The organism is Alteromonas sp. KUL42, assembly GCF_006538325.1.
GTDB lineage: Bacteria > Pseudomonadota > Gammaproteobacteria > Enterobacterales > Alteromonadaceae > Alteromonas.
Window position 1 is genome coordinate 194,348 of the sequence record NZ_BJKK01000005.1, and the last position, 13,756, is coordinate 208,103.

A 13,756-nucleotide genomic window follows, 5' to 3' on the forward strand; every position below is an offset into this window, starting at 1 on the left:
GTTATGTGAGAACAAATAAAAGTATATTAAGACGAATTCGTATTATCGTATCCATGCGGTTGGGTTTAGTGCTTTTCCTTTGTGGCGAATTTCAAAGTACAAATTAGGGTATTCCTGCCCTCCACTGCGCCCAACCAAAGCAATGCGCTCACCACTACGCACTTCATCTCCCGCTTGCTTAAGGAGCGCTTGGTTGTGACCATACACACTCATGTAACCGTCGCCATGATCAACAATAGACACCAAGCCAAACCCGCGTAGCCAATCTGCATAAAGCACTTTCCCTGGCGCAATACTGTTCACTGGCGAGCCTTCAGCGCCATCAATAATAATACCTTTCCAGCGTACTTGCCCTTGCCGTCTGTTGCCAAATAACGCTCTAACTCGCCCATCTACGGGCTTAATCAGTTTACCTTTAAGCTTGGTTAACCCGTCTAGTGACACTGTCGCCTCGCGAGCAGCTCTTTCTGCGGCGATGCGCGCAGCTTCTATAGCATCTTTCAACGCTTGTTCATCTTCTTGAAGCGCTGCTATTTTCTGATTTTCAGTGGCTATAGTTTGGTTTATCTTTTTCAATGTGGCTTTGCGATCATCTTGGCGCGTGATCAATATTGCGCGCTGCCCTTCTTGCTGAGACTGCAATGATGCAAGTGACTGCGCCTTTTCATCTAGCTCAACATTCACTTCTTCAAGTCGCGCCACATTACCTCTAAAACTTTCTATCTCCTTCTGACGCGCTTTAGCAACATACTGATAGTACGTAATTACCCGCTCAAATGTCCGAGCATCATCTTGATAAAATAGCATCTTGGCATAATCGTAATGCCCCGCCATAAAGGCACTTTTTAATTGGCTAGATAACAAAGACTGCTGCTTCCTAATAGCCGCCTTTAGCTCGCTTTGTTCTTTGCTAAGTTCCGCTTGTTCTTGTGAAATATCATCTAGACGTTGTTTGGTAGTGGCTAATGCTTTCGCCACGTTAGCGATTTCGAGCTCTGAGGACTTAAGTACACTTTCAAGTTCCTGTGCACTAGCTTTACTATTGTCGAGGACTTGTTGACGAGCGCGAAGTTCAGCTTGTAGCTCTGCTAACCTTTCTTGCTGCGTGTTGTCACTTTCCTGTGAAAATGCCCCATGACTCCACAGCACCAGTATCGAAGAATACAGCACGGTAAAAATTAGGAACTGAAAGCGAAAAAACATAATCTATGAATAAAGCCTGTTTCATTGCAAAAATGGTTTTGAAAATATAACCAGTGCATATTGCACATAGTCTGTTGTTCAGTGTATCTGAGGCAATCCCATAAGCCCAGTGCAATTTATCTGTAATATCAACCATCTAAACTTAACACAAAGCGCAAATACAAATGCAAACCATGGCAGGCTGGTTTCTCGCCCATTTTTCTATATACTTTGCACTCTTTTCAAGGTCTGTAGACAGGGTTAGAGGTAATGGATCAACTAATAGAGTTTGCTAGCAACAACATCGTTCTTGCTGGTATTTGGGTTGCACTCGTCGCTATGCTGATATTCAGCTATATCAGTGCATTGACGTCGTCAGTTAAAGAAGTGAGTACACACGAAGCTACGCTACTGATGAACAAAGACGATGCAATTGTGTTTGACATGCGCCCAGCGAAAGAGTTTAAAGCAGGCCATATTCTGGGTGCCAAGCAAATAAAACCTGAAGAGCTTAGAGAGAAAAACTTCAAGAAGCTTGAAAACAGCAAAGACAAACCCATTATCGTAGTATGCGCTATGGGTAATCAAGCTCGTGGTACAGCGAATGCGATGCTTAAAGATGGCTTTGCAAATGTAAGTGTTTTAAAAGGCGGTATGAATGCGTGGCAAAGCGCTAGCCTTCCCGTCTCAAAATAACAGGTAACCAAAATGAGTAAAGTAGAGCTTTACACCAAAGGGCACTGCCCATATTGTCACCGTGCCAAAGCATTGTTGACGCAAAAAGGTGTAGCCTTTATTGAATACCCAATAGACCTTAAGCCAGAGCTACGTGATGAAATGATTGAGCGAGCGAATGGCGGCTGGACTGTACCTCAAATTTTTATTGATGATCAGCACATCGGTGGCTGTGATGACATGATGGCACTAGAGGCGCAAAGCGCACTAGACACCAAGTTGGGTTTAGCATAACGCGCCAGCGTATTCAGTAACGCACTACATTAAATTAAAACGATAAATAAATAGGAAATACCATGGCTGACGAAAATCAGACAACTAATGAAGAAGCCGCAGGCGGCCAAGCGCAACAAACTGCACAGTTCAATATTCAGCGCATTTACACAAAAGACATCTCTTTTGAGTCACCGAATGCACCAGCTGTTTTCACCAAAGAGTGGAAGCCAGAAATTAAACTAGACATCGATACTAGCACTAACAAGTTAGACGAAAATGTATTTGAAGTTATCTTGTCGGTAACCGTAACAGCAATGCTAGGCGAAGAAACAGCGTTCCTGTGTGAAGTGCAACAAGCGGGTATTTTTGCAATTGGCGATATGCCAGATCAAAACAAAGCACACACGTTGGGTTCATTCTGCCCGAACATGCTTTTCCCTTATGCTCGTGAAACTATCTCGAACTTAGTAAACCGTGGAACTTTCCCTCCACTAAACCTTGCTCCAGTTAACTTTGATGCAATCTTCGCAGCTTACGTGCAAAAACGTGCACAACAAGCACAAGGCGAAGCGCCAAAAATGGACGCCTAATTAGGTGGACGTGAAGCACGTGAACATGAAGTCGAATTCGGTTTCAGTATTGGGGGCGGGGTCTTACGGCACCGCCCTTGCTTTTTGTCTGGCTAGAAATGGCACGCCAACCATTTTATGGGGGCGAGACAGCGAGCACATGGCTGAACTGGCAGCAACAAGAGAAAACGCCCGTTACTTACCTGGGGCAACGTTTCCTGATGCCTTGCAAATTAATGCTAACTTGCAAGACGTGGTCGCAGCCAGCCAAGATATCTTGGTCGTAGTACCCAGTCACGCGTTTTCCGCCATGCTCGACACACTGAAACCTATGTTAACGCCTCAGCATCGCATTATTTGGGCCACTAAGGGCTTAGAGCCAAAAACCGGCCGTTTGTTACGCGATGTTGCTGAAGAAATATTGGGTACTCAATATCCCTTGGCGGTGCTGTCTGGGCCAACCTTCGCTAAAGAAATGGTCGCGGGACTACCTACGGCAATTTCATTATCGTCTACCGATGATAAGCTTAGCGATGAGTTTGCAGCAAAATTACACTGTTCAAAGTCTTTTAGAGTATATAAAAACTCTGACTTTACCGGCGTTCAGCTTGGTGGCGCGGTAAAAAATGTTATCGCAATTGGCGCTGGCTTGGCCGATGGCCTTGGCTTTGGTGCCAATGCGCGAACGGCGCTGATAACACGAGGTTTAGCAGAGCTCTCTCGCTTAGGTATTAAGCTTGGTGCGAACCCCGAAACCTTTATGGGTATGGCAGGGTTAGGCGATCTGGTATTAACGTGTACCGACAATCAATCACGTAATCGTCGCTTCGGCTTGGCCTTAGGTCAAGGCAAGAGCGTAGACGTTGCAATAACCGAAATTGGGCAAGTGGTTGAAGGGTACCGCAACACAGAGGAAGTACACATTCTGTCGCAAAAAGTAGGCGTTGAAATGCCTATTTGTGAACAGATCTATGCTGTGCTTTATCACGGAAAATCACCGAAAGACGCAGCCCTCGCTTTGCTTGGTCGAGATTTAAAACAAGAAGCGTGACACTAGCGCGTGCAGCAAAAATCACTATTAGTAAAAAAATAAGGCTGAGTAATTCAGCCTTATTGGTATGTACCTAATTAATACTTCTTAGCGCGCACCGTCATAACCAAGTTGACGCCAGCTTTCATACACAAAAACAGACACCGCATTAGACAGGTTCATACTGCGACTATCAGGCAACATAGGAATTCGAACACGCTGCTCTGGTGGCAATGCTTCTATAACGTCATTGGGTAGCCCGCGAGTTTCCGGACCAAATAACAACGCATCACCTTTTTTATATTGTACGTCACTGTGGAACGCCTTGCCTTTAGTGGTACACGCGAATACTCGTAAGGGCTTGGCATCAGCAAGGTAAGCGTCTAAATTGGCGTGGCGCTTTACATGCGCAAACTCATGGTAGTCCAAACCGGCACGACGCACACGCTTATCATCCCACTCAAAACCAAGCGGCTCGATTAAATGCAATGTAAAACCACTATTTGCACACAAACGAATAATATTTCCCGTGTTCGGTGGGATCTCGGGCTGATACAGTACGATATCTAACATGTGTTGTATTTACCTTCAGTATTTACACTGGACAATGAGTAGGCTTCAAAAAGAGCGCTATTTTACACGGAATTATTCTACTAAGTAGTCCAATACACGGGTAAGTGTTCTATCTCTTATCTCATCAGATTCTGTAAATAACTCATGATAAGCTCGGGGAATGATTTCAAGAGTTGCGTTTGGTATTTGCTTCGCAACGCGACGCTGACGCTTGTTATCAATAATGCTGTCACCGTCGGCACTCAATATCAGTGACGGGGTCGTTATCCCTTTAGCACTGATTTCTATAGTATTCATGGCTTCATGCGCCGCTTTCAACCACTCTGTTGTCACACCGCCAAGCTGAATTTCTTGTTCTTCGTCATAGAGCTCTCGAAATAAGGTGTAACGGGTTTTACTGTGGGTCAGCTTGTTTAATGAATACGGAAAAGCGATGTAAGGCGTTTGACCAAAGAAATACCCAGAGTCGCGTTTTTTCATTCTGTTTACTGCAAGCCCTGTACGTATAAGCCCGTTAGCTACCCAGTTAGGTAGTGCCGGTTTAATACCAAACATAGGGGAAGCCAAAACAGCCTTAGTAAATAACGCGGGAACGCGCAATAAGGTGAGCGCCCCAATCGCGCCGCCCATAGAGTGACAAACTAAATGAAGCGGGCCTTGTTGTAACGGTTTTACAATCGATTCAACAAAGGCAATTAAGTCATCAACATAGTCATCAAAATTAGCAACATAACCGTGCTGTGGGTCGTGAGTCATTCGCCCAGATAACCCTTGTCCGCGGTGATCTAGAATAAAAACGGCAAAACCATTTTGAAATAAGTCGTAAATAAACTCTTTATACTTCAAATACGACTCAATTCTACCCGAGCTAATAACGATACTTGCTTTTGCGTTATCGGGAATACAGTAGGCATAACGTACAGGAACATTGTCTTTCCCAACAAACTCACTCTCGGTGACTTGTGATTGCCAAAAAGGATTTATCTGCGTTGCAAATGTCGTCGCTAAATTCGTTTCAGACGTGAACGTCCAGCTCATGATGTTACCTTCTAACTAAGTGATACTTCAGCCTAAAAACTAAGGAAGCACAACAATGCTGATTGCGCCACAGTGACTGATTTACAACGATGAAGCCGCATTAACTACTTTGCGTTGCAAAGGGAGAGCGATAGTAACCCTTAGTCCTCCCGTATCAGCCTGTTCAGCTGTAATTCGCCCATGATGCAACTCAAGGGCAGCTTTTGCAATGGATAAGCCCAATCCAACTCCGCCAGACTCTCTTTCACGGGCAAGGCTCGCACGATAGAAAGGTGCAAAAATGCGCTCACATTCCTCTGAACTCAACCCTTCGCCGTCGTCGGTAATATGGATGTATGTGTTTTGATTGTCTTTGCTAAACGTTATAGTCACAAGCTGATGACTGTGGCGAATAGCATTACGTAATACATTTTCAACCGCGCGACAAAACATCATACTATCAACGTTGACGGTAATTGACGGTACCGAAGCAATTTGTAACTGCTTGTTGTTACTCTCAGCTTCAAAACGTGCATCAACCAATATATCACTTAGCACATCATTTAGCCCTTGCTGTTGAAAAGACACTTCTCCTGCTTCAGCGCGGCTCAATGTAAGCAGCTGTTGAATAAGCGCTTCCATCCTATTTGCTTCTCGCTCTATGCGCTGTAATGTTTTAGGGTCGACATTTTGCTGATGCGCCAATCCCAATGCCATTTGAAGTCTAGCCAATGGCGAACGCAACTCATGGGAAACATCTGCTAGTAACCTTTTTTGCGCGCCCCACATAGACTCAAGCTGTTCAGCCATCAAATTAAAGTCGCGGGCAAGCTGCCCTAGTTCGTCCTGCCGATTAGCCGCTTTTCCAACTCGCGTTTGCCAATTGCCATTTGCCAGCTTTTTAGCAGAGCCTTGAATGTGCAAAATAGGGCTAGTTAGAGATTTGGCAAATAGCCAGCTAAGTAGCGTAGTAGTGATAAGTGCGATGGTTAAAAATAGTAGTACTGGAGGCGCTTTGTCTTCTGGCATATCCAAGCGTGCAGAAAAAAGCGCATAACGTGAATTGTTGTGATCAAAGAATACCGGCCCTAATAGCCTTATGGCACCGCGTTTTATGGCAATGGGAGACGATTGATTAGTTAAGCGAAGTAAATCTCGTTTGTCATTTTCACGCAGTGGCGGCCCACCCACTGACACAAGTTGGTTATCGGACAAGTTGATTGCCACCAAGCGACCTCGAATAGCTCGAGAATTGCGATGCAGTAGCTCAGTTAAGCTTATTTCTAATGCACGAGGGTGACTGAATCGCTCGGCAACCCGCATAAGCTCTGCTACTTCTTTGGGTCTGACCTCCACTACTTGCAAGTCTTCAAAAAATACACGACTGCCCCAAATGGCAAGTAGTGCAGTAACGATGAAAGTCACCCAAAACCACAAAAAGAGGCGCCCCATGATCGCACGTGCAGGGTTTATGTGGCGTAGTAACGATCTGAGCATTAGCTATTTCCCCACAATTAACATGTAGCCCACCCCACGTATGGTTTTAATCTTTTCACCTACTGTTACAGCGCTTATTTTTTTGCGTAAGTTACTTACGTGCATATCGATGCTTCTATCGAAAGCTTGAAGCGGTTTACCTAACACTTTCAAACTTATTTCTTCCTTAGTAACACGGTTTGCAACATTCAACATTAACAAGCGAAGAATAAGAAATTCTGTTGTGGTGAGCACAAGCTCCACATCATCAACTTTCGCCATTTGACTACTTGGACTAAGGAAAATACCGTTGACCAATAAGTCTTGCTCTATTGCCCCACCGGAGGCCGACAAATTATGACGGCGCACTATAGCCTTGATACGAGCCACAAGTTCTCTGTGATTGAATGGTTTTGGTAAGTAGTCATCGGCGCCAATCTCAAGCCCCAAAATTCTATCGTAGTCATCGCCGCGGGCCGTTAGCATAAGCACGGGTGTTGTGTGACTAACACGAAGCTTTTTCAACACGTCAAAGCCATCGATTTTTGGCATCATGACATCAAGGAGTATCAAGTCGTAGTGTTTGCCTGAGGTCGCCTCACTCAAGCCCGCTTCTCCGTCATTTTTAACGATGACGTTATAGCCCATACTGGTCAAGTACGTCGACAGCATTTCGGTCAACTCAACATCGTCATCTATGACCAAAATTGATTGCAAATGAAAATCTGAATGCATGGTATTAAATTCTCTGACTGCTTGGTTCATAACGCCACTCTTTTATATAAACTAAAGTGTTTGCGTGCATTCGTATAGATTTTTGCACTCACAAACTTCCACTATATCTTTTCAGGCCGACACAATCTTGAAATGGCATCACCTTTACAGAACCTTTACGTTTCGTTGACTGAATATTTTTACCACAGAGTTACACTAAACTTGTCCGAACAATAAGGAGACGACAATGAAAAAGTTATTACTTACTAGTGTAATCATTGCAGCAATTAGTGCTGGTGGTGTAGCCATTGCCAAGCCATTTGGTAGCGAAATGCATCATCATGAAATGCGTCACCAACAGCCGGTTAAAGAAATTGTTAAAAATCTTCGTGGATTGTCATTAAGTGATGCACAACGCGAAGAAATAAAAACACTCGTCAGCGCATTTAAGAATAGTGCTGGTACGTTTGAAGATAATAAAATTGAATTGCCATCGTTTGATTTAGCTACAGCAACTGAAGCGCAATTACGCACGTTTATTCAATCTCAGCTAGAGGAAAGAGAAGCAAAGCACTTCGCACTTGCTCAACTAAGATACAATATTTTTAGTGTATTAGATGATGCGCAGCAACAAGAACTGCTAACCAGACAAGCTCAGCGTAAAGATGGCTCAAAACGTTCACACGATCACGCTGACTCAAAAGGTCTGCGCAAAGGAGAATTTCATCAACACGGTCGCGCCCACGCTGCCCAAAGAGGCCCATTCGGCGATATCGAATTGAGCGATGAGCAAATAGCGAGTTTACAAACACTTAAAGCAGCGTTTAAAACAACCGCGAAGGCGAATAGAGAGACGATGCGCAATTTCAAAGATGCCCAGCGCGAACTTGTGCTGACTCAGACGTTTTCCCAAGATACATGGGATGCTTTGTTGGCAAAATACAAAGATGAATTAGTCGAGGCCGGTGTCGCCAAAGCCAAGCACAGACAAGCTATGTTTGCAGTATTAACAGAGTCTCAACAAGCCGAAGTAAAAGCCAAACGCGAAGAAGAAAAACAATTAAGGGGCATACTGAGCGCCTCTTAATAGTTTAAGCAATTTTTTGCGGGAGTAGTGCCGCTTTGGTTTCCCGAATAAAAATATATTAATTAAAAACGCAGATATCACACGACAATGGATCTGCGTTTTTTGTGTCTCTTCAAACACGCTCTACTAAACTCTACTAAATTCAGAAGTTCGGCTTAACGGGCTTGTAATCAGGCGAAAGAAAGAGCGGTGAAGTAATAACCAAATCCGCTGTTGCTGGTGTACATGCTACAGGTACGTTCCACACTGAACACAAACGCAGTAACGCTTTCACATCAGGGTCGTGCGGTGCAGGGTTTAAAGGGTCCCAAAAGAAGAACAATGCGTCGAGTTTATTTTCCGCAATAAGTGCACCTATTTGCTGATCGCCCCCCAAAGGTCCACTTTTAAAACGGGTCACGTCTAATCCCGTTTCAGTTGCAATTAATCCACCGGTTGTACCTGTTCCTACTAAATTGCATTGTTCAAGCACACTAATATGCTGCTTAACCCAAGCTAACAGCTCTGGCTTTTTATGATCATGTGCGACAAGTGCGATAGTGAGTTTGCTCATTGTTTAGTCCGGTAATACGCGAAATCTGGCTGTAGTCCATACTGGTACAACTAATGCCGGATAACACATGTTGTCAAAAACGATAAATTACAGCGCTCGTTGCTTCTACTTAAACTAGTCGAATCAATAAGCAGTATAAATATTCAATTCAAATAGTGACATTGTCAACGTAATGTCACATCAATAATTTTATTATGACGTAGAGCACGCTCTAATCTTTTATTGTAACTGATGGACAAATTCAATTTAAAATATTTATACATTTATATTGCATAAAAATTCAAAATGAATAAACTAGACCACGGTTAAGCATCTAACCCTAGTGTAGGGTTGAACGAAATAGGAAATCATGATGACACAACCAACTCCCGTTGTTGGTTTAACCTCTGGCAACGATAAAGAGTTTACCTCTCCCCTGGCTAGCTACGCGCTGCACAGTGCGCGACGATGCGTGCGCTATTCTATGCTTTTGCGTTAGCACACTTTTTACCTTTGTGATGTGGTAGCGGTTAGGCAACGGATTAAGCCCAACCAGTTTACAAAGGTAAAAAGTGATTTTTTTCTTCCTTATATTGAAGTTTTTATTATGTACAATGTTTCGATTATAGGTGCCAGTGGTTACACCGGAGCACAGCTTGTTCAGTTAGTCATTCAGCACCCTATGCTCTCCCTAAAAGGCACTTATGTGTCAGAAAATAGTGCCGATGCTGGCAAAAACATAGCTGAATTGCACGGCAACCTAGCCCATGTAAACACAATCCTCACACCTATTTCAGACGATATTCTTGCTGAGTTAGCAAACGGTGTTGACTTTATCTTTTTAGCAACGCCTCACGAAGCGAGCCACGACTGGATGGCGACGTTGTCGTCAGGCTCAGCGAAGGTACTTGATTTATCAGGGGCGTTCAGACTTAAAGACACTAAAGTTTTTGAGCAGTTTTACGGCTTTGCGCACACCCAGACAAACAGCCTAGCGCAAGCGGTTTATGGCCTTGCTGAATGGCACGAAGCGAAAATTGCACAGGCAAAGGTTATTGCAGTACCAGGCTGTTACCCAACGGCTAGCTTAAGTGCTTTAATGCCATTGGGTCAAAATGGCTTGTTAGATGAAAGCGTACGCCCTGTGATCAACGCGGTTTCAGGAGTATCAGGTGCAGGTAGAAAAGCCAGCCTTACCACCAGCTTTTATGAGGTTAGCCTTCAAGCATATGGCGTACTTGGCCATAGACACACTCCGGAAATTGAAGCTTACTTGGGAAGCCCTGTAATCTTTACTCCTCATCTTGGAAACTTCAAACGCGGCATATTGGCAACCGTAACAGTTAAAGTTAAAGCAGGTACAACGGCCGAACAACTTGATCAAGTTTACAGTCAGGCCTATGCTGATAAACCCATTGTGCGCTTGCGTAGCAGCTTTCCAAAAATCGATGATGTGGCACACACTCCTTTTGTGGACTTGCATTGGAAGCTCGATGAGGCATCAGGGTATGCCGTTATAACAGCAGCTATCGATAACGTAATGAAGGGGGCTGCATCACAAGCCATCCAATGCCTAAATATAATGACTAAACAGCCAGTAGAAACAGGGTTAGTACTATGAGCCGTTCCCCTATCGTGATTAAAGTAGGCGGTGCATTACTTGATGATGCAGCTGCCATGACACGACTTTTTTTGAGTATCAAAGAAGTGCAAACAACCCGCCCTGTGGTCGTGGTTCACGGTGGTGGTCCGCTAGTAGAAACGCTAATGGCGAGTCTTGGCTTAACCAGTACAAAAATAGATGGATTGCGCGTAACACCAGATGAACATATGCCTTATATCTGTGGTGCGTTAGCAGGGTCAGCCAATAAGCAACTTTGCGCCGCTGCACTTGCCAGTGGATTAACTCCGGTAGGTTTGTCACTCCTTGACGGAAATATGGTGGTGTGTGAACCCTTGGCAGATAAATACGGTGCAGTTGGTGTACCTTCTACCGCAGACTCCGCATTTCTCAAAAATGTGTTAGCACAATCTGCTTTGCCTGTTATCAGTTCAATTGGCTCAAGTCCGCAAGGGCGCCTATTGAACGTCAATGCTGATCAAGCGGCAACGGTGATTGCAGAGTTGTTAGATGCAGAATTGTTACTGCTCTCCAACGTTGATGGTGTGCTAGACAGTGACAAAGTGCTTATCAGTGAACTTAACGCACAAAGTATCGCGAAATATGCCAGTGAAGGCGTTATAACAGATGGAATGAAAGTTAAGGTGGATGCTGCGTTGAGCTCAGCAGATACCCTTAATCGCGCTGTCTACATTGCCAGTTGGACAGCAGATATAAACGCGATCCTAAATAAAAACACAGGTACACAAATACTACCTACTACTTTAAAGCCGACAAACGGCGAAAACACCGACCATTTAAACGGTGACGCAGGAGACAAATAATGAAACAGGACCTACTCACCTTTGCAGACTGGACACCAGAAGCAATGCAAAACTTGCTGCAATTGGCAGTAGAAATCAAGCAAGCGCCAGCGAGTTACCAAAACGTACTAGCAGGAAAGTCAATTGTTGCCCTGTTTGAAAAGCCGTCTCTGCGCACGCGTGTGAGCTTTGATATTGGTATTAACAAGCTCGGTGGGCATATGGTTTATCTGGACGTGCAATCAGGTAAATTGGCCGGCCGCGAAGACGCTGTTGATACTGCTGCCAATTTAGCATGTTGGGCAGACGCCATTGTCGCTCGCGTATTTTCTCACAGCACGCTGGAAACCTTTTCTAAGGCTGCAAACGTACCGGTTATCAACGCGCTGTGCGATAAATACCACCCTTGCCAAGGCCTTGCCGACTACCTCACTATGTTTGAACGCTTCGGCAAAACCGAAGGTCTTACCATGGCATATGTGGGAGATGGCAACAACGTGACGCACTCGTTGCTTATCGTTGGTGCTTTACTTGGTTGTCATCAAGTAGTTGTTACACCAGAAGGACATGAGGCAGACCCTGAAGTTGTAGCCCATGCAAGAACCATCGCCGCCAAAACTGGCGTGACAATAACAGAAAGCACACAAATTAGCGCTGCCAATGGCGCCGACGTTATCTACACTGACACTTGGCTGTCTATGGGTGATGACACGCCATTAGAAGCAATAAAAGAAAAGTTCATGCCTTATCAGGTAAATGAAGCAATGATGGAAGCCACAGGTGCAAGCTATGTAATGCATTGCCAACCGGCTCATCGTGACTTAGAAATTACAGGTTCGTTGATTGATAGTGACAAATCGCTATTAATGCAGCAAGCCGAAAATAGAATGCATGGCCAAAACGCCATTCTCACTCAATTACTAAATGCCTAAGCAGGCGCCTAAGAGGTTTACTTAGATGCAAAATGTTAAAAAAATCGTGCTGGCCTATTCAGGCGGGCTTGATACATCAGCCATCATTCCATGGCTAAAAGAAAACTATGGCTGTGAAGTTGTCGCATTTGCGGCAGATGTGGGCCAAGGTGATGAAGAGCTTGAAGGCCTTCACGACAAAGCTATCGCGTCAGGTGCAAGCGAGTGCCACATTGTCGATTTGAAAGAAGAGTTTGTTAGCGAATATATCTTCCCAACTATCACTACTGGTGCAGTTTACGAAGGCGAATACCTTTTAGGTACGTCTATGGCACGCCCAGTAATTGCAAAAGCTCAGGTAGAGATTGCGCGTAAAGTGGGTGCGGATGCACTTTGTCATGGTTGTACCGGTAAAGGTAACGATCAAGTGCGTTTTGAAAGTACTTTCGCAGCACTTGCACCTGATTTAACAGTTATCGCGCCATGGCGTGAATGGGATATGGTAAGCCGTGAAGACTTACTGGCTTACTTAGCTGAGCGCAATATCCCAACCACTGCGTCGGCAACCAAAATTTATAGCCGTGATGCGAACGCATGGCACATTTCTCACGAAGGCGGCGAGCTTGAAGATCCGTGGCAAGAGCCTACCAAACAAGTGTGGACCATGACGGTCGACCCAGAAGATGCACCAGATACACCAGAGCGCGTAACCTTGTCGTTCGATGAAGGCAAGCTTACTCATGTAGACGGTGAGGCACTGTCACCTTATCAAGCATTGGTGAAACTCAATACCATTGCAGCAGCACACGGCGTGGGACGTATCGACATCGTTGAAAACCGCCTCGTAGGTATGAAGTCTCGTGGTTGTTATGAAACCCCTGGAGGCACCGTACTACTTAAAGCATACAAAGCCCTTGAGACAATGGTATTGGATAAAGCAGCGCTTAAATACCGCGAGCAAATTGGTCTTGAGTTCTCTCATGTCATGTACGACGGCCGTTGGTTTACCGCCCTTAACGATGCACTACTTGCAGGTGCAGCGTCGTTTGCACAAAAAGTAACAGGCGACATCGTTGTTAAGCTATATAAAGGTCAAGCAACGGTTACACAACGCCGTTCACCTAATAGCCTTTACTCTGAAGACTTTGCAACATTTGGTGCAGATGACGTTTACGACCAAAAGCACGCTGAAGGCTTTATTCGCCTGTTCAGCTTATCGAGTCGTATTGCCGCATTGAAAAACCAAGGTTAGTTGCCAATAGCGCAGCTAGGAAACAGCATTTAAGGAGC

The 13,756-nt window shown here is 44.8% G+C and carries 15 protein-coding genes; 9 read left to right on the forward strand and 6 right to left on the reverse strand.

Annotated elements, in window-relative coordinates; translation table 11 throughout:
• Nucleotides 1-42: 42 nt before the first annotated feature.
• The gene (locus EYR97_RS09665; protein WP_131093619.1) at nucleotides 43-1,203 is read right to left on the reverse strand and encodes a murein hydrolase activator EnvC; all 1,161 of its coding nucleotides are present in this window, start codon (nucleotides 1,201-1,203) and stop codon (nucleotides 43-45) included.
• A gap of 249 nt (nucleotides 1,204-1,452) precedes the next feature.
• Between EYR97_RS09665 and EYR97_RS09670 the strand changes: the two genes are divergently transcribed.
• The 4 genes from EYR97_RS09670 (at nucleotide 1,453) to gpsA (ending at nucleotide 3,753) form a co-directional block, all read left to right on the forward strand.
• Nucleotides 1,453-1,878, forward strand: coding sequence for a rhodanese-like domain-containing protein (locus tag EYR97_RS09670; RefSeq protein WP_131093620.1), 426 nt, complete (start codon nucleotides 1,453-1,455; stop codon nucleotides 1,876-1,878).
• 12 nt (nucleotides 1,879-1,890) lie between these two features.
• Nucleotides 1,891-2,151 (forward strand): glutaredoxin 3, encoded by a 261-nt coding sequence (gene grxC, locus EYR97_RS09675; RefSeq protein WP_131093621.1) that lies wholly within the window; start codon nucleotides 1,891-1,893, stop codon nucleotides 2,149-2,151.
• A 62-nt stretch (nucleotides 2,152-2,213) separates the two neighbouring features.
• A complete protein-coding gene (gene secB, locus EYR97_RS09680; RefSeq protein ID WP_131093622.1) occupies nucleotides 2,214-2,723 on the forward strand; it encodes a protein-export chaperone SecB in 510 nt (169 codons plus the stop codon).
• A gap of 25 nt (nucleotides 2,724-2,748) precedes the next feature.
• Nucleotides 2,749-3,753: an NAD(P)H-dependent glycerol-3-phosphate dehydrogenase gene (gene gpsA / locus EYR97_RS09685; protein ID WP_131093623.1), complete on the forward strand. Its 1,005-nt coding sequence runs from the start codon at nucleotides 2,749-2,751 to the stop codon at nucleotides 3,751-3,753.
• A gap of 87 nt (nucleotides 3,754-3,840) precedes the next feature.
• Here the strand turns inward: gpsA and trmL are convergent, their stop codons facing one another.
• From trmL to EYR97_RS09705, 4 genes are all read right to left on the reverse strand, one after another.
• Nucleotides 3,841-4,305, reverse strand: coding sequence for a tRNA (uridine(34)/cytosine(34)/5-carboxymethylaminomethyluridine(34)-2'-O)-methyltransferase TrmL (gene trmL, locus EYR97_RS09690; RefSeq protein WP_131093624.1), 465 nt, complete (start codon nucleotides 4,303-4,305; stop codon nucleotides 3,841-3,843).
• 72 nt (nucleotides 4,306-4,377) lie between these two features.
• Nucleotides 4,378-5,343 (reverse strand): alpha/beta fold hydrolase, encoded by a 966-nt coding sequence (locus EYR97_RS09695; RefSeq protein ID WP_131093625.1) that lies wholly within the window; start codon nucleotides 5,341-5,343, stop codon nucleotides 4,378-4,380.
• 81 nt (nucleotides 5,344-5,424) lie between these two features.
• Nucleotides 5,425-6,819: an ATP-binding protein gene (locus tag EYR97_RS09700; protein WP_131093626.1), complete on the reverse strand. Its 1,395-nt coding sequence runs from the start codon at nucleotides 6,817-6,819 to the stop codon at nucleotides 5,425-5,427.
• A 3-nt stretch (nucleotides 6,820-6,822) separates the two neighbouring features.
• Nucleotides 6,823-7,563 (reverse strand): response regulator, encoded by a 741-nt coding sequence (locus tag EYR97_RS09705; RefSeq protein WP_131093627.1) that lies wholly within the window; start codon nucleotides 7,561-7,563, stop codon nucleotides 6,823-6,825.
• 196 nt (nucleotides 7,564-7,759) lie between these two features.
• On the opposite strand from EYR97_RS09705, the gene EYR97_RS09710 reads away from it, so the two are divergent.
• Nucleotides 7,760-8,599: a Spy/CpxP family protein refolding chaperone gene (locus EYR97_RS09710; RefSeq protein WP_131093628.1), complete on the forward strand. Its 840-nt coding sequence runs from the start codon at nucleotides 7,760-7,762 to the stop codon at nucleotides 8,597-8,599.
• A 142-nt stretch (nucleotides 8,600-8,741) separates the two neighbouring features.
• On the opposite strand, the gene EYR97_RS09715 is transcribed toward EYR97_RS09710, so the two are convergent.
• Entirely contained in the window at nucleotides 8,742-9,152 is a 411-nt protein-coding gene (locus EYR97_RS09715; RefSeq protein WP_131093629.1) for a methylglyoxal synthase, read from the reverse strand.
• Between the two features lie 586 nt (nucleotides 9,153-9,738).
• Between EYR97_RS09715 and argC the strand changes: the two genes are divergently transcribed.
• From argC to EYR97_RS09735, 4 genes are read left to right on the forward strand one after another with little or no spacing between them, the layout of a single operon-like run.
• Entirely contained in the window at nucleotides 9,739-10,752 is a 1,014-nt protein-coding gene (gene argC / locus EYR97_RS09720; protein ID WP_131093630.1) for an N-acetyl-gamma-glutamyl-phosphate reductase, read from the forward strand.
• Nucleotides 10,749-11,576 (forward strand): acetylglutamate kinase, encoded by an 828-nt coding sequence (gene argB / locus EYR97_RS09725; RefSeq protein WP_131093631.1) that lies wholly within the window; start codon nucleotides 10,749-10,751, stop codon nucleotides 11,574-11,576. Before argC ends, argB begins: the two co-directional genes overlap by 4 nt.
• A complete protein-coding gene (locus EYR97_RS09730) occupies nucleotides 11,576-12,487 on the forward strand; it encodes an ornithine carbamoyltransferase (protein WP_131093632.1) in 912 nt (303 codons plus the stop codon). The genes argB and EYR97_RS09730 overlap by 1 nt, the downstream gene beginning before the upstream one ends.
• Nucleotides 12,488-12,512: 25 nt before the next feature.
• A complete protein-coding gene (locus EYR97_RS09735) occupies nucleotides 12,513-13,718 on the forward strand; it encodes an argininosuccinate synthase (RefSeq protein ID WP_131093633.1) in 1,206 nt (401 codons plus the stop codon).
• Nucleotides 13,719-13,756 lie beyond the last annotated feature (38 nt).

Coding starts and splice junctions, on each gene's coding strand:
- EYR97_RS09670 (WP_131093620.1), top strand. CDS start 1,453: ATGGATCAACTAATAGAGTTTGCTAGCAACAACATCGTTCTTGCTGGT.
- argB (WP_131093631.1), top strand. CDS start 10,749: ATGAGCCGTTCCCCTATCGTGATTAAAGTAGGCGGTGCATTACTTGAT.
- EYR97_RS09665 (WP_131093619.1), bottom strand. CDS start 1,203: ATGTTTTTTCGCTTTCAGTTCCTAATTTTTACCGTGCTGTATTCTTCG.
- argC (WP_131093630.1), top strand. CDS start 9,739: ATGTACAATGTTTCGATTATAGGTGCCAGTGGTTACACCGGAGCACAG.
- grxC (WP_131093621.1), top strand. CDS start 1,891: ATGAGTAAAGTAGAGCTTTACACCAAAGGGCACTGCCCATATTGTCAC.
- EYR97_RS09710 (WP_131093628.1), top strand. CDS start 7,760: ATGAAAAAGTTATTACTTACTAGTGTAATCATTGCAGCAATTAGTGCT.
- EYR97_RS09695 (WP_131093625.1), bottom strand. CDS start 5,343: ATGAGCTGGACGTTCACGTCTGAAACGAATTTAGCGACGACATTTGCA.
- EYR97_RS09735 (WP_131093633.1), top strand. CDS start 12,513: ATGCAAAATGTTAAAAAAATCGTGCTGGCCTATTCAGGCGGGCTTGAT.
- EYR97_RS09730 (WP_131093632.1), top strand. CDS start 11,576: ATGAAACAGGACCTACTCACCTTTGCAGACTGGACACCAGAAGCAATG.
- secB (WP_131093622.1), top strand. CDS start 2,214: ATGGCTGACGAAAATCAGACAACTAATGAAGAAGCCGCAGGCGGCCAA.
- gpsA (WP_131093623.1), top strand. CDS start 2,749: ATGAAGTCGAATTCGGTTTCAGTATTGGGGGCGGGGTCTTACGGCACC.
- EYR97_RS09700 (WP_131093626.1), bottom strand. CDS start 6,819: ATGCTCAGATCGTTACTACGCCACATAAACCCTGCACGTGCGATCATG.
- EYR97_RS09705 (WP_131093627.1), bottom strand. CDS start 7,563: ATGAACCAAGCAGTCAGAGAATTTAATACCATGCATTCAGATTTTCAT.
- trmL (WP_131093624.1), bottom strand. CDS start 4,305: ATGTTAGATATCGTACTGTATCAGCCCGAGATCCCACCGAACACGGGA.
- EYR97_RS09715 (WP_131093629.1), bottom strand. CDS start 9,152: ATGAGCAAACTCACTATCGCACTTGTCGCACATGATCATAAAAAGCCA.